This is a genomic window from Streptomyces sp. NPDC029139, from assembly GCF_055564335.1.
In genome coordinates this window covers 48,573-70,579 of the sequence record NZ_JBVHWN010000002.1, presented here as the reverse complement: position 1 = coordinate 70,579, position 22,007 = coordinate 48,573, and the positions used below count along the sequence as shown (strand labels likewise).

Here is a 22,007-nt window from a genome sequence, read left to right as displayed (position 1 = left end):
CTCACGCGGCGGGCCCGTTCACGCAGTGCTCCACGAACCGCACGGCCGCCTCCGGGGCACCCGCCCAGTGGGTGTGCACATAGCTCGCGTGCACCCCCTGCTGGACGAAACCCTCCACGCTCCCCCCAGCTCTTCGAGCAGGGGGGACCCCTGCCGGCTGCCGCAGCCCCCAGGCCGGCGCCGCGCCCGCGCCCGGCTCGATCACGGTCCGGTGGAACTCGTGCCCCCGCATCCGCGCCCCGGTCGCGGCGAGCGGACTGTCGCTCACCGCCACGGCGTCCCGGTAGCCGAGCGTGAGACGTGACGACATGCGAGCGTCGGCGTCGAGGACCCCGCACATCGGCGTCCCGTCGAGCGACCGGGCGAGGTACAGCAGCCCGGCGCACTCGGCGGCGATCGGCGCCCCGGAGGCGGCGAGCTCGGCGACGGCCTTCCGCAACGGCTCGTTGGCGGACAGCTCGGCCCCGTACATCTCGGGAAAGCCCCCGCCGATGACGAGCCCGCTCGTCCCCTCGGGAAGGGCCTCGTCCCGCAGCGGATCGAAGGTGACGACCTCGGCCCCGGCGGCGGTCAGCAGCTCGGCGTGCTCGGCGTACGAGAACGTGAACGCCGCGCCTCCGGCCACCGCCACGCGGGGTCGCGGGCCGTCGTTGCGCGATGCGAGCGCGGCGCTCGAGGATGCCCCCCTGCCCGAAGGGCCAGGGTGGAGGGTGGGCACCATCCCGCCACCGGCGGCCGGCCGCCCCGCGACGGCCGGGTCCCACGCCTCGGCGTGCAACGGCGGCGCCGACCGCGCCAGACCCAGAAGCGCGTCCAGGTCGCATCCCCGAAGAACCTGCTCCGCCTGCGCGGCCACCGCCTCCACGGCCGCCGCCTGACGCTCGGCCACCGGCACCAGACCCAGGTGCCGCGACGGCGTGGCGACGGCCGGCGCCCGCCGCAGCACGCCCAGCACGGGAACCCCGGACTCGCCGAGAGCTTCCCGCAACAGATGCTCGTGCCGGTCGGTCGCGACCTTGTTCAGGATCACCCCGCCGATCCGCACCTCCGGGTCCCAGGACGCGAACCCGTGCACCAGCGCCGCCACCGACCGCGACTGCGACGACGCGTCCACGACCAGCACCACCGGCGCCTTGAGCAGCTTCGCCACCTGCGCCGTGGACGCCAGTTCGCCCTGGTCGGCGGCGCCGTCGTACAGGCCCATGACGCCCTCGACGACCGCCAGGTCGCAGCCGCGCGCCCCGTGCGCGAAGAGGGGCGCGATCAGACCCGTGCCGCACATGTACGCGTCGAGGTTGCGGCCCGGCCGGCCGGTCGCCAGCGCGTGGTAGCCCGGGTCGATGTAGTCCGGGCCGACCTTGTGCGGGGAGACCGCCAGGCCACGGCCGGCGAACGCGGCCATCAGGCCGGTCGCGACCGTGGTCTTGCCCGCGCCGGAGGACGGCGCGGCGATGACGAGACGTGCTACCACTCGATGCCCCGCTGGCCCTTCTGACCCGCGTCCATCGGGTGCTTCACCTTCGACATGTCCGTCACCAGGTCCGCGAAGTCCACCAGCTCCTGCGGCGCGTTGCGGCCGGTGATCACGACGTGCTGGTGACCGGGGCGGTCGCGCAGCACCTCCACGACCTCCTTGGTGTCGATCCAGCCCCAGTGCAGGAGGTAGGCGAACTCGTCGAGGACGTAGAACTTGTATGTCTCCTCGGCGAGGTCCCGCTTGACCTGCTCCCAGCCCTCGCGCGCCTTGTCCTCGTGGGACTGCTCGCCCTCGGCGACCTCGCGCTGGATCCAGGACCAGCCCTCACCCATCTTGTTCCAGGTGACGGTCCCGCCCTTGCCGGTCTCGCCGAGGGCCTTCAGCGCGTTCTCCTCGCCGACCCTCCACTTGGCGGACTTGACGAACTGGAACACCCCGATCGGCCATCCCTGGTTCCAGGCGCGCAGCGCCATGCCGAACGCGGCGGTCGACTTCCCCTTGCCGACGCCCGTGTGCACCATCACCAGCGCACGGTTGCGGCGCTGGCGGGTGGTGAGACCGTCGTCGGGAACGACGGTCGGCTGTCCCTGCGGCATTAAGCGGCCCTCCTCGTGGCGTGCTCTGCTTGTACGTCTCTGACGAGCCCGGCGATCGAGTCGGCGCGCAGCTCGTCCAAGGTCACGGCGGTCCCGCCCAGTTCGCGGGCGAGGTTCCCGGCGAGCCCCAGCCGCACGGGCCCGGTCTCGCAGTCCACGACGACGGCCGCTGTGCCCTCGGAGGCGTGCAGCCGCGCCGCGCGGGCCGCGAGCGCCACCGGGTCGGCGCCGCCGCCGGTCGCCCGCCCGTCGGTCACCACGACGAGCAGCGGGCGGCGCGAGGGGTCGCGCAGCCGCTCGACGCGGAGCACGTCATGGGCCTTCAGCAGCCCGGCCGACAGCGGCGTACGGCCGCCCGTCGGGAGCTGTTCCAGCCGCGCGGCGGCCGCGTCCACGGACGAGGTCGGCGGCAGCGCCACCTCGGCGTCACGCCCCCGGAAGGTGACCAGACCGACCTTGTCGCGCCGCTGGTAGGCGTCCAGCAGCAGCGAGAGCACGGCGCCCTTGACGGCGCTCATCCGCTGCCGGGCCGCCATCGACCCGGACGCGTCCACGGCGAAGAGCACGAGGTTCCCCTCACGCCCCTCGCGGGTGGCCTGCCGCAGGTCGTCCCGGCGCACCACGAGCCCGGGGCCGGTCCGGCCGCGCGCCTTCTGGTGCGGGGCGGCGGCGTGGACGGTCGCGGCCAGGTGGAGCTTGGTCAGCGCGCCCCGGGGCCGTACGGCCCCGGTCGTCCTGCCGTGCTCGGTACGGGCCCGGGAACGGCGCCCGGCCGCCCCCTCGCCGAGTCCGGGCACGCTGAGCATCTTCGTACGGAACGGCTCGGCGGCCTTGACGGCGGCCCGCTCGCCACCGGCGCCGCCCGGGCCCTGCGGGGCGGGCGCGGGGCCGGGATCGGAGGCCGGCGCCTCCTCGGCGCCGTCGCTCCGGGGCGCGGAGTCCGGACCCTCACCCTGCGGCGGCACACCGCCACCGCCTCCGGGCCCACCCGGGCCCTCGGGGCCGGGGTCCGGGTCGTCGTCGCCCTCGTCCTCGCCCTGGAACCGCTCCAGCGTCTCGTCGAGCTTGTCCTCGTCGATCCCCGGCGCGTCGAAGGGGTTGCGCCGCCGGCGGTGGGGGAGCGCGAGCAGCGCGGCCTGCCGCACGTCGTCCGACGTGACCTCGGTACGCCCCGCCCACGCGGCGAGCGCGGTCGCCGTCCTGGCCATCACGATGTCCGCGCGCATCCCGTCCACCTCGAACGCGGCGCAGGTCGCGGCGATCTGGAGCAGGGCGGCGTCACCGAGCACCACGCTGGGCAGCAGCTCGCGCGCGGCGACGATCCGGTCCCGCAGCGCGCTCTCCTCACCGGCCCAGCGGGCGGCGAAGGCGAGCGGGTCGTCGTCGAACGCGAGCCGGCGGCGCACCACCTCGACCCGCTGCTCGGGCTCGCGCGAGGCCGCGACCTCGACGGTGAGACCGAAGCGGTCCAGCAACTGGGGGCGCAGTTCGCCCTCTTCGGGGTTCATCGTGCCGACCAGCAGGAAGCGGGCCGCGTGCCGTACGGAGACGCCTTCGCGCTCGACGTACGAGGCGCCCATCGCGGCCGCGTCGAGGAGCAGGTCGATGAGGTGGTCGTGGAGGAGGTTGACCTCGTCGACGTACAGGATTCCGCGGTGGGCGTCCGCGAGCAGCCCGGGCTCGAAGGCCTTCACGCCCTCCGCGAGCGCCCGCTCGATGTCCAGCGCGCCGACGAGCCGGTCCTCGGAGGCACCGACAGGCAGCTCGACCATCCGCGCGGGCCGCGCGGCCGCCTGGGCGCCCGCGTCGTGCGGCCCGTCCGGGCAGCCGGGGTCGGGTGCGCCCGGATCGCAGCTGAACCGGCACCCCGCGACCACCGCCACGTCCGGCAGCAGCTCCGCGAGGGCGCGGACGGCGGTCGACTTCGCGGTCCCCTTCTCGCCGCGCACGAGCACACCGCCCACGGCCGGGCTGACGGCGTTCAGCAGCAGCGCGAGCCGCAGGTCGTCCATGCCGACGACGGCGGTGAACGGATACCGGGTGCTCATCGGGCGGTCACTCCTTCAACTCGTTGGTGTTCGGCGGTCGTCGTGCTCACGGCGCACCCGGCGGCACGAACGGCAGCCCCGACGGCGCGCCGTCCTCGATCAGCCGCAGCAGCGCGTCCGTGTCCGCGTGTTCCTCGATCAGATCGCCGAGGCGGTCCAGCTGCTCCTCCCGGAGCGCGCCGAACGACGTGTCGGGGGCCGGGACGAAGCGCCGTCCGGCCGCCGCGGCGACCTCCCGCAGGAACGCCCGGCGGAAGCCGTCGCTCTCCAGCGAGCCGTGCCAGTGCGTGCCCCACACCGCGCCGACCCGGCAGCCGTCCAGGAACGGCTCCCCGCCCAGGACCTCCGCGACGCCGTGGTGGATCTCGTACCCCTCGACGCGCTCGCCGAGCGCCTCGCCGGCCGGACGGGCCAGGGTCTTCTCGGCCGCGAACCGGACGCGTACCGGCAGCAGTCCGAGCCCGTCGACCGCCCCCGCCTTCGATTCGACCTCGTCCTCGATGTGCTCGCCGAGGACCTGGAAGCCGCCGCAGACGCCGAGCACCGGCCGGCCCTCCGCCGCCCGCCGTGCCAGCGCGTCGGCGAGCCCTCGCTCGCGCAGCCAGGCCAGCGCCCTGACCGTCCCCCGCGTCCCGGGCACGACCACCAGGTCCGCGTCGACGAGCTCCTCGGCCCGGTCCACGAACCGGACCACCACGCCCGGTTCGGCCGCCAGCGCGTCCACGTCGGTGAAGTTCGACATCAGCGGTACGGCGCACACCGCGACCCGCAGCACGTCCTCGCCGACCGGTGGCGCCACGACCGACTCGCGGACCGCGCCCCGCAGGGAGACCCGCAGCCCGTCCTCCTCGTCGATGCCGAGCCCGTGCGCGTACGGCAGGACACCGAACGTCCGGCGTCCGGTGAGTCCGTGCAGCATGTCGAGGCCCGGCTCCAGCAGCGTCACGTCACCCCGGAACTTGTTCACGAGGTAGCCGGCGACCAGCTCCTGGTCCTCGGGCGAGAGCAGCGCCGTCGTCCCGAAGAACTGGGCGAACACCCCGCCGCGGTCGATGTCCCCGACGACGAGGACCGGCAGCCGCGCGGCCCGCGCGATGCCCATGTTCACGATGTCCGTGCGCCGCAGGTTGATCTCGGCCGGACTGCCCGCGCCTTCGCAGATCACGGCGTCGTACGTGCCCCGCAGCTCCTCCAGGCACGCGAGGACGGGCTCGAAGAGCTCCTTCTGCCGGCCCCCGTGGTAGCCGCGGGCGCTCAGCTCGCCGACCGGCTTGCCCATCAGCACGACCTGGCTGGAGCGGTCACTGCCCGGCTTCAGCAGCACGGGGTTCATCAGCGCGGTCGGCTCGACCCGGGCCGCCTGTGCCTGCATGGCCTGGGCCCGGCCTATCTCCGCGCCCTCCCGCGTCACGAAGGAGTTCAGGGACATGTTCTGGCCCTTGAACGGGGCGACCTTCACACCCTGCCGGACCAGCCAGCGGCAGATGCCCGCCGTGACGACGCTCTTGCCCGCGTCGGACGTGGTCCCCGCGACCAGCAGTCCGCCACTCCGCATCCGCCCGCCGCCCGTCATGCCTGCCTCCGCTTCATGGCCGTCACGGCCAGCCGTCCACCCACACACACCGCGAGCGTCAGCGCCGTCACGCGGCGCGACAGCCGTACCGCCCGTTCGATGTCCGCGATGTCCACGTCCCGGCCCTCCCCGTTCAGCACCGGCCGGTGCTCGACCCGGCCGCCGTACGAGAGGGTCCCGCCGAGCCGTACGCCGAGGGCCCCGGCGAACGCGGCCTCCACCGGGCCCGCGTTGGGGCTCGGGTGCTTGCCCGCATCGGCGCGCCAGGCCCGCAGGGCCCCTCGGGGATCGCCGCCCGCGACCGTCGCGAGCGCGGCCGTCAGCCGGGCGCCCGGCCAGCCGACCACGTCGTCGAGCCGGGCCGAGGCCCAGCCGAAGCGCCGGTACGTCGGGGACTTGTGGCCGACCATCGCGTCGAGCGTGTTCACGGCCCGGAAGCCGAGGAGGCCCGGAACCCCCGCCACGGCGCCCCAGACCAGGGCGCCCACGACGGCGTCCGAGGTGTTCTCGGCGACGGACTCCACGACCGCGCGGGCCATCGCCGGTCCGTCCAGGGCCTGCGGATCACGGCCGACCAGATGCGGCAGCCGCTCGCGGGCCACGTCCAGGTCCCCGGCCGTCAGGGCCCCGCCGATGGCGCGGGCCTCCCGGCCCAGGGTCGTACCGCCGACGACGGCCCAGACGGAGGCGGCGGTCAGGGCGACGGAGGCGGCGGGACGGTTCCGTACGGCACGCGCGGCGAGGGCCCCGAGGGCCGTCGTACCGCCCGCGCAGACGGCCGTGTGGAGGGCGCCCCACCCGCGGTGGTCGCGCCGGAGACGTCTCTCGACGGAGCCGGCGGCCCGTCCGAAAGCGGCGACGGGATGGCCGCGGCGGGGGTCGCCGAGGATCAGGTCCGCGGCCAGTCCGGCGGCGGCGCCGTACGCGAATACACCTGTGGCTGCTCTGCGGCCGGGCATGGCGCTGTGTCCTCACTCAGGGTCCGCGCCCTGGATCGACGTGACCGGCGGCGAGAGTTCCTGGCTCCCGGGGATCGACTCCCCGGTCACAGTGGCGGGACCGCGCCGGATTCGCACCGGACTTCCTCTACTTGCCGCCGTATTGGCCCCGGAAGTCCACCACGCTGCGCGAACACCCGTCAACTCACCTGTGACCTGCGGTGAGACAGTGTGCGAAGCACCACACGAGGCCCGAACGACGACCGCGAACGACGACCGGGCGGGCCGCACCCGAAGGTGCGGCCCGCCCGGTCGTCGAAGCGTGTTGCGTCAGCCCATGATGAGGGAGATCCCGTACACGACGGCCGCCGCGCACAGGGCGAAGCAGGCGTACGCGCCGGTGCGCGCCAGGGTGGCCGAGCCTCCCTGGGCGGCGGCCTGCTCCTGCTTGGAGAGGCCGACGATCCCGAGGGTGAAGAGGCCCACGAGGGCGACGGTCGCCACGAGGCTGACTCCGAAGACGGAGCCGAGAGCTGCCCAGTCGATCTTCATGTCGTTTCGTTCCTTATACCGATGCGGGCGCAGTCGGGGCGGCGGGGGCCGCCGGGTCCGTGGGGGCCGGCGCGGGGATGGTGGTCTTCAGGTCCTCGTCCGCGACGGCGGCGACGGAACCGGACGGCGGCGGGGTGACGGCCGCGATGGCGGTCGTCACGACGCCCGCGGGCTCCGCGTCGACGTCGTTGACGTTGGTGTGGTCGACCACCTGGCGGCGGGAGACCAGCCAGATCGCGACGCAGGAGGCGACCAGGAAGGCCGCGACGGTGTAGACGCCCCAGTCGCCCTGCCGGGCGACGTACTCGGCGCCGGCTCCGACCAGGCCCGCGGCCGGCAGGGTCAGGCCCCAGGCGACGAACATCCGCGTGGCGGTCGACCAGCGGACGACACCGCCCTTGCGGCCCAGGCCCGCGCCCATGACGGCGCCGGAGCAGGAGTGCGTGGTCGAGAGCGAGAAGCCGAGGCTGGAGGAGGCCAGGATGACCGTGGCCGCGCTCGTCTGGGCGGCGAAGCCCTGCTGCGGCTGGAGGTCGGTGAGGCCCTTGCCCATCGTGCGGATGATGCGCCAGCCGCCGAGGTAGGTGCCGAGGGCGATCGCCACACCGGCGGAGACGATGACCCAGACCGGCGGGTTGGAGCCGGGGGCGAGGACGCCGCCGGCGACCAGGGCCAGGGTGATGATGCCCATTGTCTTCTGGGCGTCGTTGGTGCCGTGGGCGAGGGAGACGAGACCGGCCGAGGCGATCTGACCGGCGCGGTAGCCCTTCTCCGTGGTCTTCTTGCCGGCGTTCCTGTCGAGGCGGTACGTCAGGCGGGCGGCGAGCATCGCGGCCAGACCGGCGACGAGCGGGGCGGCGACCGCCGGGATGAGGACCTTGGTGACGACGACCCCGCCGTTGACTCCGCTGAAGCCGATCGAGGCGATGGTCGCGCCGATGAGGCCGCCCATCAGGGCGTGGGAGGAGCTGGACGGCAGACCGACCAGCCACGTCAGCAGGTTCCAGAGGATCGCGCCGACGAGCGCGGCGAGGATGACCTCGGGTTGGATGCCTTCCTCGTTGACGAGCCCCTTGGAGATCGTCTTGGCAACCTCCACCGACAGGAACGCGCCGACCAGGTTGAGCACGGCGGACATGGCCACCGCCGTCTTGGGCTTGAGAGCACCGGTCGAGATGGTCGTCGCCATCGCGTTGGCGGTGTCGTGGAAACCGTTCGTGAAATCGAACACGAGAGCTGTCACGACCACAATCGCGAGCAGCAGCGTGATGTGTTCCATTTACCCAGGCAATCGTTCGACGTCAGTGGCTCGACGAACGTAAGCAACCTGAGTGAACGGAAGGTGAACTGGGTCGGGCTGCGTGGTGTCCCGATCCAGTGTCCGGAGATTCCGCTTAGCGTTCCCCGGCACGCTTCTGTCCACGATGCGGTCACCCCGGAACCCCCGGAAGCCGTGCCGTCACGGCACACGGGCGGCACCCTTCCCCTCCGCCCCGCCCGCCCGTGTCACCAGCCGGACGCCCCGTGGTCCCCGTCAGCCGATCGGGGGACCCGCCGAGGAGATCCATGTCACTCGCGGGAGCGGCCCGGCGGGTCCGTCCGGTGGCAGCCGAGCCCCGTCCTGCCGACACTGGGACGGTGCGCCCGGCTACAGCGACGGCAGCGGCCGTCACCACTCTGCTCGGTGTCGGCGCGGCCGCGGTGGCGGCCGGCCGGTACGCCAGTGACGCCGCCCTCAGGGCGTCGTCCGGACTTCCCCTCCCGGGCGATCCCCGGCTCACGGTGCACGCCGCCGAGTCCGACCGGGTCACCCTGACCCGCAGCCTCGCCTCCCTGCGCCCCGGTACGTACGGGATCGAGGGCCCCGGGGTCCACGCCGTCGTCGGACCCGTCCTCGACCGCGTCCCGCACACCGCGGACACCGTCGTCCGCCGCCTGGAACGGGTGGAGCTCGGCGCCCTGGAACCCGGCGCCAAGGTCCGGCTCACCCCCGAGCTCCACAGCGGCACCCCGCGCACCGCGCTCGGGCTCGACTACGAGGACGTCGAGATCCCGGGGGAACTCGGCACGCTGCCCGCCTGGCTCGTCCCCGGCCCCCGCCCCATCTGGGTGATCGCCCTGCACGGCATGGGCACCACCCGCCGGCACCCCCTCAACCTCGTCCCCTTCCTCTCCCGGCGGCAGATCCCCGTCCTCTGTGTCGCCTACCGGGGGGACGAGGGCGCGCCCCGCTCCCCGGACGGCCTCGGCCACCTCGGCGACTCCGAGTGGCGCGACGTCGACGCGGCCGTCCGCCACGCCGTGCGCCGGGGCGCCCAGGAGATCGTCCTGTACGGCTGGGGGACCGGCGCCGCGATGGCGCTGCACGCCGCCGCCGACTCCGGCGTACGGGACGTGGTCCGCGGACTCGTCCTCGACTCCCCGGTCCTCGACCGGGAGACCACCCTGCGCAACCTCGCCGCGGCCCGCCGCGTCCCCGGCCCGCTGCTCCCGCTCGCCGTCCGCGCCGCCCAGGGCAGGACCGCCGCCCACGGCGACGTGCTCCGGGAGGTCGCCGACCCGGCCGGCCTGCGTGTGCCGACGCTCGTCCTCCACGGCCCCGACGACACCCTCGCCCCGTGGGGGCCGTCCCTGGAACTGGCCGCCCGCCGTCCGGAACTGGTCACCCTGCACACCGTCCGCGGCGCCCCGCACGCCTCGATGTGGAACGCGGACCCGGTGCGCTACGAAGAGGCCCTGCGCCGCTTCCTCACCCCCCTGCTCTGACCCCTCCTCCGACGGCGCTCCACCGGCGCTGCCGATTCCGATTGGGCTTTCGGGCCGTCAGCGGGAAGACTGCCTCCGTGACGTCTCGAAAGCCTGATGAGCAAATGGCGCGCAACTCCAGACTCCGACTCGTCCGTCCGCGGGCACTCGCCACCGCCCGGCGGGCCGTGACGACCCGGCGCACCCGGCCGGCGCCGCGGCCGCCGGAGGGCACTCCGCCCCGTGCGGAACTGGCCCGCCAGGCACGGATCGTCCTCGCCGACGCCGTACGGATCGCCCGCTGGGCCGCCGTCGACCGCGGCGCCGAGGCCGCCCCTCCGACCGGCCCCCAGGCCACCCCTCCGACCGGCCCCGGCCCCGACGCCGGCATGGAGGCCGTCCCGGCCCAGGAACGCGCCGCGGCCGCACTGGGCCTGACGCCCGGCCAGGTCCGGGCCGGCTGGGACCGCGCCCGGCTCGCCGGACTCGTCGAACTCCACGGCGGCACCGCCCGCCCCGGCTGGCGGCTGCAGGCATGGGACCGTGACGACTCCGCCGTGCTGCGCGGCTGGGTCGCCCTGTTCGACGCCTGGTCGCTGGTGCACCCCGCCCCCGAGGACGTGGCGCCCGGCGCCGTGGCCGAGGTCGTCGAGGCCGTTCCGCAGGTGCTGTCCCTGCTCCAGCTCTCCGCCGGTCCCGTGCTCGTCCCGGCCCTGCTGGACCTGCTCCAGCAGCGGGTCGAGGAACTGCGCGAGGAGCGCTGCGAGGTCCCGGTCCAGGGCACCGGACCCGCCGCCGAGACCGACGCCGGACCCGCCGCCGAGGCCGACGCCGCGTGCGGACCGGGCACCGGCGGGCTCTCCGCCCTGCTCGACTGGGCCCTGGAGGGCCTCGCAGCGGTCGGCGCCCTGACCCTCGACGAAGGCCCCCGAGCCCCGGAAGGCACCGAAGGCAACGAAGGCACCGAAGCCGCCGAAGACCGTGACGGCGCCGCCGGACGCCAGGCCACGCTGACCCCCCTCGGCAACTGGGCGGTCTGGGTCAAGCTGGAGCAGATCTGCGTCGCCGCGCAGAGCCCCGCCGGGAACATCGAGCAGTCCGCCGAGGACATGCTCCGCGGCTGCGCCCGCCTCACCCCCGGCCCGGCCCGCGACGAGTACCGTGCCTGGCTCGCCGCCCGCACGCTCTCCAGCGCGGTCACGGAACTCCTCACCGTGGCCCGTGGTGAGGACGCTCTGCTGCGGGGTCTGGCCTTCGAGGCGCTCCGGGTCGTCGGAGCCCCCGCCGAGGCCGAGGTCCGGGCCGCCGCGGAGGAGACGTCGCTGCGTCCCTACGCCCTGCTCTGGCTCGCCGAGTACGACGGCGCCGACCCCGACGACGCCCCGGACGTGCTCACCCGCGAGGAGGCCACCTGGCTCTGGGTGGACACCGCCGCGGCCGTCGCCGACCACGGCGAGAGCGCGCTGCTCGTCCGCCACCTCGACTCCGCCGTCCAGGGCACCGTCCCGGCGCTCCTCGACGCGGTCCGGGCCGTCGGCCACCCCCGTACGGTCCAGGTCCTGGTGGCCCTCGCCGCCGCCCACCCCGATCCTGCCCTGGCCAAGGCCGTCCGCAGGGCGGCCTTCCAGGTCCACACCGGGGGGGCGTGAGCGGCCGCTACTCCGCGCCGCCCGGGAGGTACGTGCCGAAGCTCCAGATGTTCCCCTCGGCGTCGCGGGCCATGTAGTCCCGGGAGCCGTACTCCTGGTCCGTGGGCGGCATGACGATCTCGATGCCGTGCTCCGCCGCCCGCGCGTGGTGTGCGTCCACGTCGTCCACGTGGACGTACACCCCGACGGGCCCGGAGCCCTCCATCAGCTTGTCGAACTCGCTGCCCGTCCCCTTGCTGCCGAGCATCACCATGCCGTTCCCGTACGACAGCTCCGCGTGTGCCACCTTGCCGTCCTCGGCCTCGTACACCGCGGTGCGGGTGAAACCGAACGCCTCCGTGAGCTGTTTGATCGCGGCGTGGGCGTCGTCGTAGGTCAGGGTCGGACAGATGTGGGGTGCCTCAGCCATCCCGATCACTCCTTATCGCCTGGTGGGCCTGAAACCTCGGAATGTGACCTGGGTCTCAGTCTGGCATTTGGCACCGACAACGAGCCGCCTCAGCGGAAGGTGTTGCACCGTGCCATGTCTCCGGTCGTGAAGCCGGTACGGAACCACTGCTGACGCTGCTCGGCGGAGCCGTGCGTCCAGCTTTCCGGTGTCACCCGGCCCTGGAACCTCTCCTGGATCCTGTCGTCGCCCACCGCGGCCGCCGCGTCCAGGCCGTCGCGGATGTCGGCCTCCGTCAGACTCGTCAGCAGCGGACGCCCCGTCCTGTCGTCCGGAGTGGTCGTCGCGTGGCGCGCCCAGACCCCGGCGTAGCAGTCCGCCTGCAGCTCCACCCGTACGGCGGCGGAGTCGGCGCCGGCCCGCCCGTCCTGGGAGCGGGCCAGGGTTCCCGTCATGTTCTGCACGTGGTGGCCGTACTCGTGCGCCACCACGTACGCCTGGGCGAACGGGCCGCCGCTCGCCCCGAAGGCGGTCCGCAGCTCGTCGAAGAACCCGAGGTCCAGATAGACCTGCCGGTCCCCGGGGCAGTAGAACGGCCCGACCGCCGAGGTGGCCGAGCCGCAGGCGGTGGAGACCCGGTTCGTGAACATCACCGTGCGCGCGTCCCCGTACCGCCCGCCCCGGCGCGCGTACTCCGCCCGCCAGAAGTCCTGCACGCTGTTGACGACCGCCACGATCCGGCAGTCCTCGCGGGTGTTCGCGTCCGCGCCGGTCCGGCAGCTCCGCTCGACCTGGGACGCGGAGGAGGAGGTCGCCACCGGCTCGGGATCGCCGGAGGAGAGCCCGAGCTGTTCCGGGCCGACGCCGAAGAACACTCCCAGGACCAGGGCGATGAGGCCGACGATTCCACCTCCGACGGTGGCCTTCCCGCCGGGGACGCGGCCGCCGCGGACGTCCCGCACCTCGGACGTGTCCAGGCCCGCGTCGTCGTCGAACCGCATGGGTCACCGCCTCTGCCGTCTCCGCCACGGCGGTGGCCGCCGCCCTGCGCCCGAGTATCGGCGAACCGGACACGACCCGCCCCTTTTGCCGGGCGGGGCGTCGCGGGCCGCGGCGGTGGCGGAACGCGGTGGGGCGCGCCCGGCCGCCCGGCCGTCCGCGCGCATGGCCGAAAAGCAGTTGCAGGGGCCCGTTAGACTGGCCGCATGGCCATTCTCCTCGTGCACTAGCGGCGTCGATCCGCCCAAGAGCCCTTCCGCCGTCCATCCCCCGCCCTGGAGTCTGTCCGTGATCACCGCTTCCGGCATCGAGCTGCGCGCCGGCGCCCGCATCCTCATCGAGTCCGCTTCCTTCCGCATCGCCAAGGGCGACCGCATCGGTCTCGTCGGCCGCAACGGAGCGGGCAAGACCACCCTCACCAAGTGCCTCGCGGGCGAGGGCATGCCCGCCGCCGGCCAGATCGCCCGCTCCGGCGAGGTCGGCTACCTCCCGCAGGACCCGCGCACCGGCGACCTCGACGTCCTGGCCCGCGACCGCATCCTCTCCGCCCGCGGCCTCGACGTCCTGATCAAGAAGATGCGGATGAACGAGGAGCGCATCGCGACCGGCTCCGGCGCCACCCGCGACAAGGCGATGAAGCAGTACGAGCGCCAGGAGACCGAGTTCCTGACCAAGGGCGGGTACGCCGCCGAGGCGGAGGCGTCCACCATCGCCGCCGCCCTCGGCCTCCCCGACCGCGTCCTCGGCCAGCCCCTGCACACGCTCTCCGGCGGTCAGCGCCGCCGCGTCGAGCTGGCCCGGATCCTGTTCTCGGACGCCGACACCCTGCTCCTCGACGAGCCGACGAACCACCTCGACGCCGACTCCATCGTCTGGCTGCGCGACTACCTCAAGACCTACCGCGGTGGCTTCATCGTGATCTCCCACGACGTCGACCTCGTCGAGACCGTCGTGAACAAGGTCTTCTACCTGGACGCCAACCGCGCCCAGATCGATGTCTACAACATGGGCTGGAAGCTGTACCAGCAGCAGCGCGAGGCCGACGAGAAGCGCCGCAAGCGTGAGCGCCAGAACGCCGAGAAGAAGGCCGCGGCCCTCAACTCGCAGGCCGACAAGATGCGCGCCAAGGCCACCAAGACCGTCGCCGCCCAGAACATGGCCAAGCGCGCCGAGCGCCTGCTCTCCGGTCTGGAGGCGGTCCGGGTCTCCGACAAGGTCGCCAAGCTCCGCTTCCCGGAGCCCGCGCCCTGCGGCAAGACCCCCCTGACGGCGGAGGGTCTGTCCAAGTCGTACGGCTCGCTCGAAATCTTCACCGATGTGAACCTCGCCATCGACAAGGGCTCCCGCGTCGTCATCCTCGGCCTCAACGGAGCGGGCAAGACCACGCTCCTGCGTCTGCTCGCCGGGGCCGAGAGCCCCGACACCGGAGAGGTGACGCCGGGCCACGGTCTCAAGCTCGGCTACTACGCCCAGGAGCACGAGACGCTCGACCCGGAGCGCACGGTCCTGGAGAACATGCGCTCCTCCGCGCCCGACCTCGACCTCGTCGAGGTGCGCAAGACGCTCGGTTCCTTCCTCTTCTCCGGCGACGACGTCGACAAGCCGGCCGGGGTCCTCTCCGGCGGTGAGAAGACCCGGCTGGCGCTGGCCACCCTCGTCGTCTCCTCGGCGAACGTGCTGCTCCTGGACGAGCCCACCAACAACCTCGACCCCGCCAGCCGCGAGGAGATCCTCGGCGCGCTGCGCACGTACAAGGGCGCCGTCGTCCTCGTCACCCACGACGAGGGCGCGGTCGACGCGCTCGAGCCGGAGCGGATCATCCTGCTCCCGGACGGTGTCGAGGACCTGTGGGGCCCGGACTACAAGGACCTGGTCGCCCTCGCCTGATCTCGCCTGATCTCGCCTGATCATCCCGGCCTGGATCATTCGGCTCATGGGTGATCCATCATCTGAGTGAGTGCGTCTCATACCCCCGGCGCGGCCCGATGAGGAACCCTTCCCTCGCGGGCCGCGCCGTCGTTGTGCGCCAGGCGCGCCGCTGACCTGGCACTTCCCGGCCCGAGCGGCTCCAGGCCGTGCTCCGCGCACTGCGGAATGTGGGATTCCGGTCGTGACGGGACCTTCCACGGCCGCCAACCTTGTGGCACGGACCTTGTCGAATGGGTGGCCAGGACGTCCGGAAGGGGTGATCATGAGAAGTCCAGAGCGCACTTCCCATGAGGAGGCACGGGTGGCCGAGACTCTGAAGAAGGGCAGCCGGGTGACCGGCGCCGCGCGCGACAAGCTCGCGGCAGACCTGAAGAAGAAGTACGACTCCGGTGCGAGCATCCGGGCGCTGGCCGAGGAAACCGGCCGCTCCTACGGATTCGTCCACCGGATGCTCAGCGAGTCCGGAGTCACGTTGCGCGGACGCGGCGGGGCGACACGGGGCAAGAAGGCCGCCTCGGCCTGAGTGGGTCGCGGTTCGTCGGGTCCACCGGTTCCGCGGTGGCCACCCGGTCGCCCGTGCGGTCGGCCGGGTGGTTACTGTGCAGTCACTTAGCAGTGCTGCACCGGAACCGGAGGCGCCCCATGACTTCGCTCGACTCTGTGCTCGTGTTCGACAAGGACGGTGTACGGCTCACCGTCGAGGACGCCGTTGCCACGGTGACCCTGAACAACCCGGCGAAGCGCAACGCCCAGTCTCCCGCTCTGTGGCGGGCGTTGACGGAAGCCGGACGGTCACTGCCGGGCAGCGTGCGGGTCGTGATCCTGCGGGGCGAGGGCAAGTCCTTCTCCGCCGGGCTCGACCGGCAGGCGTTCACGCCCGAGGGCTTCGACGGCGAGCCGTCGTTCATCGATCTGGCACGGGGCTCGGACGAAGACCTCGACGCGGTCATCGCCGAGTACCAGGAGGCGTTCACCTGGTGGCGTCGGGGCGACATCGTCTCGATCGCCGCGGTCCAGGGGCACGCCATCGGTGCCGGTTTCCAGCTCGCCCTCGCCTGCGACCTCCGGGTCGTCGCCGAGGACGTGCAGTTCGCCATGCGCGAGACCAGCCTGGGCCTCGTGCCGGACCTGACCGGCACGCACCCGCTCGTCTCCCTCGTCGGCTACGCCCGCGCGCTGGAGATCTGCGCCACGGGCCGCTTCGTCCACGCGCAGGAGGCCGAGCGCATCGGCCTGGCCAACATCGCCGTGCCCGGCGACGAGCTCGACGCCGCCGTACGGGACCTGAGCGCCGCGCTGCTCGCCGCGCCGCGCGACGCGGTGATCGAGACCAAGACGCTGCTCCAGGGCGCCGCCGGCCGTTCCTACGAGGACCAGCGGACCGCCGAGCGCGCCGCCCAGGCCCGCCGCCTGCGCGATCTGGCCGGCCTCGGAGACTGACACCACCGCTCAGCGGATCTCCGACACCAGGACCGTGACCGCCGTCCCCTCGGGGACGGTCGCGGTCGCCGCGCCGCGCACCGCCCGGGCCACGTCCAGCGGGCGGTGTCCCGCGGTCACCGCCACCTCCGCACGGAGCTGCCCCGGACCGCGGTGGACCGCGCTGCCCAGCACGTCGGTGAGCGCCGCCACGCCCTCGACCGCGAGCACCGCCGGGGCCGCCGGATCCTCCGACGGCGGCGAGGTCCGCCCTGGCGGGGGAGTGGTGGCCGATGCCTCCGGGGCCTCCTGCCCGCTCTCGGCGATGCCCGTCACCCGTAGGTCCACCGCCGCGACGTTCAGCCCCAACTCTCCCGTGGCCGCGGCGAAGAGGGCCTCGCGCACCTCCGTGGCGAGCGCCGGCAGCGGTCGGCTCCCCTCCGCCCCGTAGGCGGCCGCGAACTCGGCCGAGACCGCCAGCGTCCCCGGCGGCAGTCCGCCCGGCGGTACGGGGAACGGCTCCTCGCCGCTCGCCTCCAGGAGCCCCACCCGGAGCACCCCGGGCACCACTCCTCGCACGGTTCCCACCGCCCTCAGCAGCACGGCCCGAGCCGCCCGCTCCGTCAGCCACGCGCCGTCCGCCGCCTCACCGAGCGGCAGCAGCCTGCCCGGCCCGAGCCGCTCGCGTACCGCCGTCGCCCATCCCGTCCCCGCTGTCGTCGTCATGTACCCAGACTGCCGCATCCCTGGCGCGAGATGGGGCAAGCGCACTTAATGTGGGCGAAGGAGTACATATCCGCAGGGAAGGGATGAGGATCATGAACGATCCCGCGCACCCGAAGGAACCGAACGTGACCAAGCGCGGCGGTGGTGACCCCGCCACCCGCGGCCGGACCACCATCGCCGACGGGGTCGTGGAGAAGATCGCCGGCCTCGCCGCCCGCGACGTGGTCGGCGTCCACGCCATGGGCAGTGGACTCTCCCGCACCCTCGGTGCCGTGCGTGAACGGGTACCGGGCGGCGGCGGAGCGAAGTCGAGCGCCACCCGGGGCGTGAAGGCCGAGGTCGGCGAGGTGCAGACCGCGCTCGACCTGGAGATCGTCGTCGACTACGGCGTCTCGATCTCCGATGTGGCCGGAGCCGTGCGTGAGAACGTCATCTCGGCCGTGGAGCGGATGACGGGCCTGGAGGTCGTCGAGGTCAACATCGCGGTCAGCGATGTGAAGCTCCCCGACGAAGAGGAAGAGGACGAGTCGGAGCAGCGGCTCCAGTAGCCGTGTCCGTGGACAGCCCGGCGGAAAGGGGCACAGCATGAGCATGTCGGTGGTCGGCCTGGTGGCCGGAATGGCCCTCGGTTTCGCCGGGTACTTCGGCGGCTTCGGGGCGTTTCTCCTGGTCGCGGCCTTGGGCGCGGTCGGATTCATCGTCGGACGGTTCCTCGAGGGGGACCTCGAACCCGGTGACTTCTTCCGGGGTCGCGAGCGCGGCGAGCGGCGGCGGTGACGGGGGGTGGCAGCAGACCCGGTACACCCGTCCGGCCGTGGGGCGACGACCATCGCCGACCGGGTCGTCGCGAAGATCGCCGCGCGGGCCGCGCGGGAGGCCCTCGACGACCTGCCCCCCGGCGCCTCGAAACCGCACGCGTCGGTCGCCGTGCAGCGTGACACGGCGCGCGTCTCCGTCAGTCTGGAGCTCGGACACCCCACGGACCTCGGCCGGCAGTGCGGCGCGGTCCGCAGGCAGGTGACACGCCGGGTGCGGGAGCTGGCGGGTCTGGACGTGCCCGAGGTGGCGGTCCATGTCGAGCGGCTGCACTCACCACGCACGGCGCGCGAGTCGGCCGGACGGAGGCTGCGATGAGCACGGTCAGCGACACCGCGACCGTACCCGTGCTGAAGGACGAGCCGCCGGCCACCGCCCCGGCACGCCGCTTCTGGTCGGTGCGGCGGATCCCGGCGGCGATCGTCGCCCTCGTCCTCCTCGGCGGCACCGGCCTGCTGCTCTACGACGTGGCGGCCGTACGAGCCGGCCACAACGCCATGACCTGGCGCCGCGAGCTCGCCGACGGCCTCGCCCGCCGGCCCCTCGACGACGCCTGGGCCGTGGTCGGCGCCGCCCTCGCCGTCCTGCTCGGCGCCTGGCTGCTGCTGCTCGCGGCAACTCCCGGGCTGCGGTCCGTCCTCCCGATGCGGCGCGACCACGCCGACGTACGGGCCGGACTCGACCGCGAGGCGGCGGCGCAGGCCCTGCGGGACCGGGCCATGGAGGTCTCCGGCGTGCAGTCGGTACGCGTACGGATGGGGCGCCGGAAGGTGAAGGTGCGGGCGGTCTCGCACTTCCGCGGACTCGACGAGGTGCGCGCCGACGTGGAGAGCGTCGTCGCCACCGGCATCGACCAACTGGGACTCGCGCGCCCGCCCGCGCCGGTCGTACGGGTGGCCCGTCCACCGAGGAAGGGGTGAAGGGGTGACCGTCATCCTGAGGCGCGTCAACCGGGTCCTGATCGGACTGGTGGGCCTGCTGCTGCTCGTCCTCGGCGGGGCGGTCCTCGCGGCCGCGCTCGACCTGTCGGTGCCCTCCTGGTGGCCCTGGTCGGGGCCCTCCGACGTCCTGCTGAGCGCGGCGGACCGCCGACGATGGCGCGACGAGGGCTGGTGGTGGCCGGTGGTCATCGCCGTTCTCGGGATCCTGGTGCTGCTGGCCCTGTGGTGGCTGCTCGCGCAGTTCCGCCGGGCCCGGCTCGCGGAGGTCATGATCGAGACCGGCGACGGGGAGGGCGCCACGGTGCGCGGCCGGGCGCTGGAGGCCGTCATGGAGGCGGACGCGTTGGCTCAGGACGGAGTGTCCCGGGCCCGGATCGCCCTGACGGGCCGCCGTACGGCCCCCCGTACCCGGGTGGCCCTGCGCCTGGAGCCACACGCCTCCCCGGGGGACGCCCTGACCTCCCTGACCACCGAGGCCCTGGCCAACGCCCGTACCTCGACCGGTCTGTCGTCCCTGCCGACGGAGGCCCGTCTCCGCGCGGTCAAGCACCGCGCCCGCCGGGTCACCTGACACGGCACCGGTCGGCGTGACGGGGCGCCGGGTGGCGTGATGCCGCCCGGCGCCGTCCGTCCGTCAGAATCCGTGCCGCGCGCCGCCGTCCACCGAGACCATCACGCCCGTCACGTACGAGGCCGCCGGCGACAGCAGGAACGCCGCCGTACGGCCGAACTCCTCCGGCGTGCCGTACCGGCGCAGGGGGATGCGGGACTCGCTCGCCGCCCGCGCCGCGTCCGCGTCGCCCGACATCGCGTCCAGCGCGCGCACCCGGTCCGTGTCGATGCGCCCCGGCAGGACGCCCACGACCCGGATGCCGCGCGGCCCGAGGTCTCCCGCGAGGGACTTCGCGAAGCCGGCGAGGCCGGGGCGCAGCCCGTTCGAGATCGTCAGGCCGGGGATCGGCTCGTGGACGGAGCCGGAGAGCACGAAACCGATGACGCCGCCCTCGGACAGGGTCTCGGCCGCCGCCCGGGCCATCCGTACCGCCCCCAGGAAGACCGTGTCGAACGCCGACGCCCACTGCTCGTCGCTGTTGTCCGCACCGAACCCCGGCGCCGGGCCGCCCACGCTGACCAGGACGCCGTCGAAGCGCCCGAAGCGGGAGCGCGCCTCGGCGATCAGCCGGCCGGGCGTCGCGGGATCGGCGTTGTCCGCCGCGAGACCGGCCGCGCCCGGGCCGAGCTCCCCGGCCGCCTCGGCGACCGACTTCTCCTCGCGCCCGGTGATCAGCACCTTCGCGCCCTCGGCGAGCAGCGCCTCGGCCGACGCACGGCCGAGCCCGCGCGTCGCGCCGGTCACCACGTACACACGGTCCTTCAGTCCAAGATCCATGGACCTATCCTGCCGTCTCCTGCCAGGGCAGTGCGACGGCGGTCCCCACCAGTCCGACATGGCTGAACGCCTGCGGGAAGTTGCCCAGCTGCCGCCGCGCCACCGGGTCGTACTCCTCCGCAAGCAGCCCCACGTCGTTGCGGAGGCCGAGCAGACGCTCGAAGAGCTCCCGCGCCTCCTCCTCCCGCCCGATCATCCGCAGCGCGTCCGCGAGCCAGAAGGAACAGACGAGAAACGTCCCCTCCCCTCCGGGCAGACCGTCCACCGAGACCCCCTCGGTGCTGTAGCGGCGCAGGAACCCGTCCTGCGTCAGCTCCTTGCGTACCGCGTCGACCGTCCCCACCACCCGCGGATCGTCCGGCGGCAGGAACCCGACGCGGGGTATCAGCAGCGTCGCCGCGTCCAGCTCCCGCGAGCCGTACGCCTGGGTGAAGGTGTTCCGCTCCGGGTCGTACCCCTTGGCGCACACGTCCGCGTGGATCTCGTCCCGCAGCGCCCGCCACCGCGCCGCCTCCCCGCGCAGCGAGGGATCCGTCTCGAGGGCGCGCACCGCGCGGTCGGCGGCGACCCAGGCCATCACCTTCGAGTGCACGAAGTGGCGGCGCGGCCCGCGCACTTCCCACAGACCCTCGTCCGGCTCCCGCCAGGTCGACTCCAGGAAGCCCAGCAGGCTCAACTGCAGGTTCCAGGAATGGCGCTCGGCCGGGATCCCCGCCGCCCGTGCCATGTCGAGCGAGTCCATCACCTCGCCGTACACATCGAGCTGGAACTGATCCACCGCCGCGTTCCCGATCCGTACCGGCGCCGAGTCCGCGTAGCCGCGCAGCCAGGGCAGCGACATCTCCGGCAGCCGCCGCTCGCCGGCCGGCCCGTACATGATCTGCAGGTCGGCCGGATCGCCCGCCACCGCGCGCAGCAGCCAGTCGCGCCACGCCACCGCCTCCTCGACATAGCCGGCCGACAGCAGCGCGCCGAGCGTGAGGGTCGAGTCGCGCAGCCAGCAGGAGCGGTAGTCCCAGTTCCGTACGCCGCCCAGCTCCTCCGGGAGCGAGGTGGTGGGCGCGGCCACGATGCCGCCCGTCGGCGCGTAGGTGAGCGCCTTGAGCGTGATCAGCGAGCGCAGCACCGCCTCCCGGTACGGCCCCTCGTACGTACAGCGCGCGGCCCAGTCGCGCCAGTCCGTCAGACAGTCCTCCAGCGCCCCGAAGGGCTCGATCAGCTCCGGACGCGGCTCGTGCGACGGATGCCAGGTGAGCACGAACGCCACCTTCTCGCCCTCGCGGACCGTGAACGAGGAGCAGGTGGCGTACTGCTGGCCCCAGGTCTTCACCGGCGGCTCGCTGCGCAGCCACACCGAGTCGGGCCCGGCCACGGCCACCCGATGACCGTCGGTGCGCCGGACCCACGGCACGACCGAGCCGTAGTCGAAGCGCAGCCGCAGCACCGAGCTCATCTCGACGCTGCCGCTGACGCCTTCCACGATCCGCATCAGGTCGGGTGCCTTGTCGCGCTGCGGCATGAAGTCGACGACCTTCACGACGCCGGTGCGGGTCTCCCAGTACGTCTCCAGGACGAGGGAGTCGCCGGCGTAGCCCCGCCGGGTGCATGTCGTGGCGTCCTTGGGCGCGATCCGCCAGTGACCGTTGTCCTCGTCGCCGAGCAGCGCGGCGAAGCAGGCGGCCGAGTCGAAGCGCGGCAGGCACAGCCAGTCGATCGATCCGTCGCGGCCGACGAGCGCGGCGGTCTGCAGATCACCGATGAGGGCGTAGTCGTCGATACGTTGCGTCACGCTCTGGCGTGTTCCCGAAAGCGACGACGGTC

General features: G+C 73.6%; 22 protein-coding genes and 1 riboswitch. Of the genes, 10 read left to right on the top strand and 12 right to left on the bottom strand.

Annotated features, from left to right (window positions below; all coding sequences use genetic code 11):
- Nucleotide 1 precedes the first annotated feature (1 nt).
- The 7 genes from ACZ4VW_RS04440 to ACZ4VW_RS04410 all read right to left on the bottom strand — a co-directional run bounded on the left by ACZ4VW_RS04440 (nucleotide 2) and on the right by ACZ4VW_RS04410 (nucleotide 8,463).
- A complete protein-coding gene (locus ACZ4VW_RS04440) occupies nucleotides 2-1,471 on the bottom strand; it encodes a cobyrinate a,c-diamide synthase (protein ID WP_467958323.1) in 1,470 nt (489 codons plus the stop codon).
- Nucleotides 1,465-2,073, bottom strand: coding sequence for a cob(I)yrinic acid a,c-diamide adenosyltransferase (gene cobO, locus ACZ4VW_RS04435; protein WP_467958321.1), 609 nt, complete (start codon nucleotides 2,071-2,073; stop codon nucleotides 1,465-1,467). The genes ACZ4VW_RS04440 and cobO overlap by 7 nt, the downstream gene beginning before the upstream one ends.
- A complete protein-coding gene (locus tag ACZ4VW_RS04430; RefSeq protein ID WP_467958319.1) occupies nucleotides 2,073-4,121 on the bottom strand; it encodes a putative cobaltochelatase in 2,049 nt (682 codons plus the stop codon). Before ACZ4VW_RS04430 ends, cobO begins: the two co-directional genes overlap by 1 nt.
- A 46-nt stretch (nucleotides 4,122-4,167) precedes the next feature.
- Complete coding sequence (locus tag ACZ4VW_RS04425; RefSeq protein ID WP_467959547.1) at nucleotides 4,168-5,676, bottom strand: cobyric acid synthase; 1,509 nt, start codon at nucleotides 5,674-5,676, stop codon at nucleotides 4,168-4,170.
- A gap of 14 nt (nucleotides 5,677-5,690) precedes the next feature.
- Nucleotides 5,691-6,653, bottom strand: a complete 963-nt coding sequence (locus ACZ4VW_RS04420) for a cobalamin biosynthesis protein (protein WP_467958317.1) — start codon at nucleotides 6,651-6,653, stop codon at nucleotides 5,691-5,693.
- Between the two features lie 32 nt (nucleotides 6,654-6,685).
- A riboswitch (cobalamin riboswitch) is annotated at nucleotides 6,686-6,807 on the bottom strand.
- Nucleotides 6,808-6,962: 155 nt separating this feature from the next.
- Nucleotides 6,963-7,184, bottom strand: a complete 222-nt coding sequence (locus ACZ4VW_RS04415) for a hypothetical protein (protein ID WP_467958315.1) — start codon at nucleotides 7,182-7,184, stop codon at nucleotides 6,963-6,965.
- Nucleotides 7,185-7,197: 13 nt separating this feature from the next.
- Complete coding sequence (locus ACZ4VW_RS04410; protein ID WP_467958313.1) at nucleotides 7,198-8,463, bottom strand: inorganic phosphate transporter; 1,266 nt, start codon at nucleotides 8,461-8,463, stop codon at nucleotides 7,198-7,200.
- A gap of 359 nt (nucleotides 8,464-8,822) precedes the next feature.
- Here ACZ4VW_RS04410 and ACZ4VW_RS04405 point away from each other — a divergent pair, with 359 nt between their 5' ends.
- Together ACZ4VW_RS04405 and ACZ4VW_RS04400 are read left to right on the top strand one after the other, a co-directional pair.
- On the top strand, nucleotides 8,823-9,950 hold the full coding sequence (locus ACZ4VW_RS04405) for an alpha/beta hydrolase (protein WP_467958311.1): 1,128 nt from the start codon (nucleotides 8,823-8,825) through the stop codon (nucleotides 9,948-9,950).
- A 104-nt stretch (nucleotides 9,951-10,054) separates the two neighbouring features.
- Nucleotides 10,055-11,578, top strand: a complete 1,524-nt coding sequence (locus ACZ4VW_RS04400) for a hypothetical protein (RefSeq protein ID WP_467958309.1) — start codon at nucleotides 10,055-10,057, stop codon at nucleotides 11,576-11,578.
- 7 nt (nucleotides 11,579-11,585) lie between these two features.
- Here the strand turns inward: ACZ4VW_RS04400 and ACZ4VW_RS04395 are convergent, their stop codons facing one another.
- Nucleotides 11,586-11,987, bottom strand: coding sequence for a VOC family protein (locus ACZ4VW_RS04395; protein WP_467958307.1), 402 nt, complete (start codon nucleotides 11,985-11,987; stop codon nucleotides 11,586-11,588).
- An 89-nt stretch (nucleotides 11,988-12,076) separates the two neighbouring features.
- Nucleotides 12,077-12,967 carry a KPN_02809 family neutral zinc metallopeptidase gene (gene ypfJ, locus ACZ4VW_RS04390; RefSeq protein ID WP_467958305.1) on the bottom strand — a complete coding sequence of 297 codons (891 nt, stop codon included), beginning with the start codon at nucleotides 12,965-12,967 and terminating at the stop codon, nucleotides 12,077-12,079.
- 286 nt (nucleotides 12,968-13,253) lie between these two features.
- Between ypfJ and ACZ4VW_RS04385 the strand changes: the two genes are divergently transcribed.
- The 3 genes from ACZ4VW_RS04385 (at nucleotide 13,254) to ACZ4VW_RS04375 (ending at nucleotide 16,334) form a co-directional block, all read left to right on the top strand.
- The gene (locus ACZ4VW_RS04385; protein ID WP_467958303.1) at nucleotides 13,254-14,852 is read left to right on the top strand and encodes an ABC-F family ATP-binding cassette domain-containing protein; all 1,599 of its coding nucleotides are present in this window, start codon (nucleotides 13,254-13,256) and stop codon (nucleotides 14,850-14,852) included.
- A gap of 343 nt (nucleotides 14,853-15,195) precedes the next feature.
- Complete coding sequence (locus ACZ4VW_RS04380) at nucleotides 15,196-15,417, top strand: helix-turn-helix domain-containing protein (protein WP_006123601.1); 222 nt, start codon at nucleotides 15,196-15,198, stop codon at nucleotides 15,415-15,417.
- Nucleotides 15,418-15,536: 119 nt separating this feature from the next.
- The gene (locus tag ACZ4VW_RS04375) at nucleotides 15,537-16,334 is read left to right on the top strand and encodes an enoyl-CoA hydratase/isomerase family protein (protein WP_467958301.1); all 798 of its coding nucleotides are present in this window, start codon (nucleotides 15,537-15,539) and stop codon (nucleotides 16,332-16,334) included.
- Between the two features lie 9 nt (nucleotides 16,335-16,343).
- On the opposite strand, the gene ACZ4VW_RS04370 is transcribed toward ACZ4VW_RS04375, so the two are convergent.
- Nucleotides 16,344-17,039, bottom strand: coding sequence for a hypothetical protein (locus ACZ4VW_RS04370; protein WP_467958299.1), 696 nt, complete (start codon nucleotides 17,037-17,039; stop codon nucleotides 16,344-16,346).
- Nucleotides 17,040-17,131: 92 nt separating this feature from the next.
- Here ACZ4VW_RS04370 and ACZ4VW_RS04365 point away from each other — a divergent pair, with 92 nt between their 5' ends.
- The 5 genes from ACZ4VW_RS04365 to amaP are packed head-to-tail and all read left to right on the top strand — an operon-like array spanning nucleotide 17,132 to nucleotide 19,367.
- Nucleotides 17,132-17,587 (top strand): Asp23/Gls24 family envelope stress response protein, encoded by a 456-nt coding sequence (locus tag ACZ4VW_RS04365; protein WP_467958297.1) that lies wholly within the window; start codon nucleotides 17,132-17,134, stop codon nucleotides 17,585-17,587.
- Between the two features lie 37 nt (nucleotides 17,588-17,624).
- A complete protein-coding gene (locus ACZ4VW_RS04360) occupies nucleotides 17,625-17,816 on the top strand; it encodes a hypothetical protein (protein ID WP_467958295.1) in 192 nt (63 codons plus the stop codon).
- Nucleotides 17,817-17,822: 6 nt separating this feature from the next.
- Nucleotides 17,823-18,173 carry an Asp23/Gls24 family envelope stress response protein gene (locus ACZ4VW_RS04355; protein WP_467958293.1) on the top strand — a complete coding sequence of 117 codons (351 nt, stop codon included), beginning with the start codon at nucleotides 17,823-17,825 and terminating at the stop codon, nucleotides 18,171-18,173.
- The gene (locus ACZ4VW_RS04350; RefSeq protein WP_467958291.1) at nucleotides 18,170-18,775 is read left to right on the top strand and encodes a DUF6286 domain-containing protein; all 606 of its coding nucleotides are present in this window, start codon (nucleotides 18,170-18,172) and stop codon (nucleotides 18,773-18,775) included. Before ACZ4VW_RS04355 ends, ACZ4VW_RS04350 begins: the two co-directional genes overlap by 4 nt.
- 4 nt (nucleotides 18,776-18,779) lie before the next feature.
- Nucleotides 18,780-19,367: an alkaline shock response membrane anchor protein AmaP gene (amaP, locus tag ACZ4VW_RS04345; RefSeq protein ID WP_467958289.1), complete on the top strand. Its 588-nt coding sequence runs from the start codon at nucleotides 18,780-18,782 to the stop codon at nucleotides 19,365-19,367.
- A gap of 63 nt (nucleotides 19,368-19,430) precedes the next feature.
- On the opposite strand, the gene ACZ4VW_RS04340 is transcribed toward amaP, so the two are convergent.
- Together ACZ4VW_RS04340 and ACZ4VW_RS04335 are read right to left on the bottom strand one after the other, a co-directional pair.
- On the bottom strand, nucleotides 19,431-20,186 hold the full coding sequence (locus tag ACZ4VW_RS04340; RefSeq protein WP_467958287.1) for an SDR family oxidoreductase: 756 nt from the start codon (nucleotides 20,184-20,186) through the stop codon (nucleotides 19,431-19,433).
- Nucleotides 20,187-20,190: 4 nt separating this feature from the next.
- Nucleotides 20,191-21,975: a glycoside hydrolase family 15 protein gene (locus tag ACZ4VW_RS04335; protein ID WP_467958285.1), complete on the bottom strand. Its 1,785-nt coding sequence runs from the start codon at nucleotides 21,973-21,975 to the stop codon at nucleotides 20,191-20,193.
- Nucleotides 21,976-22,007: the final 32 nt, after the last annotated feature.

Excerpts from the sequence above, each read along its gene's own strand:
- ACZ4VW_RS04430 (WP_467958319.1), bottom strand. The coding sequence starts at position 4,121 with ATGAGCACCCGGTATCCGTTCACCGCCGTCGTCGGCATGGACGACCTG.
- ACZ4VW_RS04395 (WP_467958307.1), bottom strand. The coding sequence starts at position 11,987 with ATGGCTGAGGCACCCCACATCTGTCCGACCCTGACCTACGACGACGCC.
- ACZ4VW_RS04375 (WP_467958301.1), top strand. The coding sequence starts at position 15,537 with ATGACTTCGCTCGACTCTGTGCTCGTGTTCGACAAGGACGGTGTACGG.
- ACZ4VW_RS04365 (WP_467958297.1), top strand. The coding sequence starts at position 17,132 with ATGAACGATCCCGCGCACCCGAAGGAACCGAACGTGACCAAGCGCGGC.
- ACZ4VW_RS04400 (WP_467958309.1), top strand. The coding sequence starts at position 10,055 with ATGGCGCGCAACTCCAGACTCCGACTCGTCCGTCCGCGGGCACTCGCC.
- ACZ4VW_RS04360 (WP_467958295.1), top strand. The coding sequence starts at position 17,625 with ATGAGCATGTCGGTGGTCGGCCTGGTGGCCGGAATGGCCCTCGGTTTC.
- ACZ4VW_RS04350 (WP_467958291.1), top strand. The coding sequence starts at position 18,170 with ATGAGCACGGTCAGCGACACCGCGACCGTACCCGTGCTGAAGGACGAG.
- ACZ4VW_RS04410 (WP_467958313.1), bottom strand. The coding sequence starts at position 8,463 with ATGGAACACATCACGCTGCTGCTCGCGATTGTGGTCGTGACAGCTCTC.
- ACZ4VW_RS04425 (WP_467959547.1), bottom strand. The coding sequence starts at position 5,676 with ATGCGGAGTGGCGGACTGCTGGTCGCGGGGACCACGTCCGACGCGGGC.
- ACZ4VW_RS04415 (WP_467958315.1), bottom strand. The coding sequence starts at position 7,184 with ATGAAGATCGACTGGGCAGCTCTCGGCTCCGTCTTCGGAGTCAGCCTC.
- ACZ4VW_RS04420 (WP_467958317.1), bottom strand. The coding sequence starts at position 6,653 with ATGCCCGGCCGCAGAGCAGCCACAGGTGTATTCGCGTACGGCGCCGCC.
- ypfJ (WP_467958305.1), bottom strand. The coding sequence starts at position 12,967 with ATGCGGTTCGACGACGACGCGGGCCTGGACACGTCCGAGGTGCGGGAC.
- ACZ4VW_RS04370 (WP_467958299.1), bottom strand. The coding sequence starts at position 17,039 with ATGACGACGACAGCGGGGACGGGATGGGCGACGGCGGTACGCGAGCGG.
- ACZ4VW_RS04340 (WP_467958287.1), bottom strand. The coding sequence starts at position 20,186 with ATGGATCTTGGACTGAAGGACCGTGTGTACGTGGTGACCGGCGCGACG.
- cobO (WP_467958321.1), bottom strand. The coding sequence starts at position 2,073 with ATGCCGCAGGGACAGCCGACCGTCGTTCCCGACGACGGTCTCACCACC.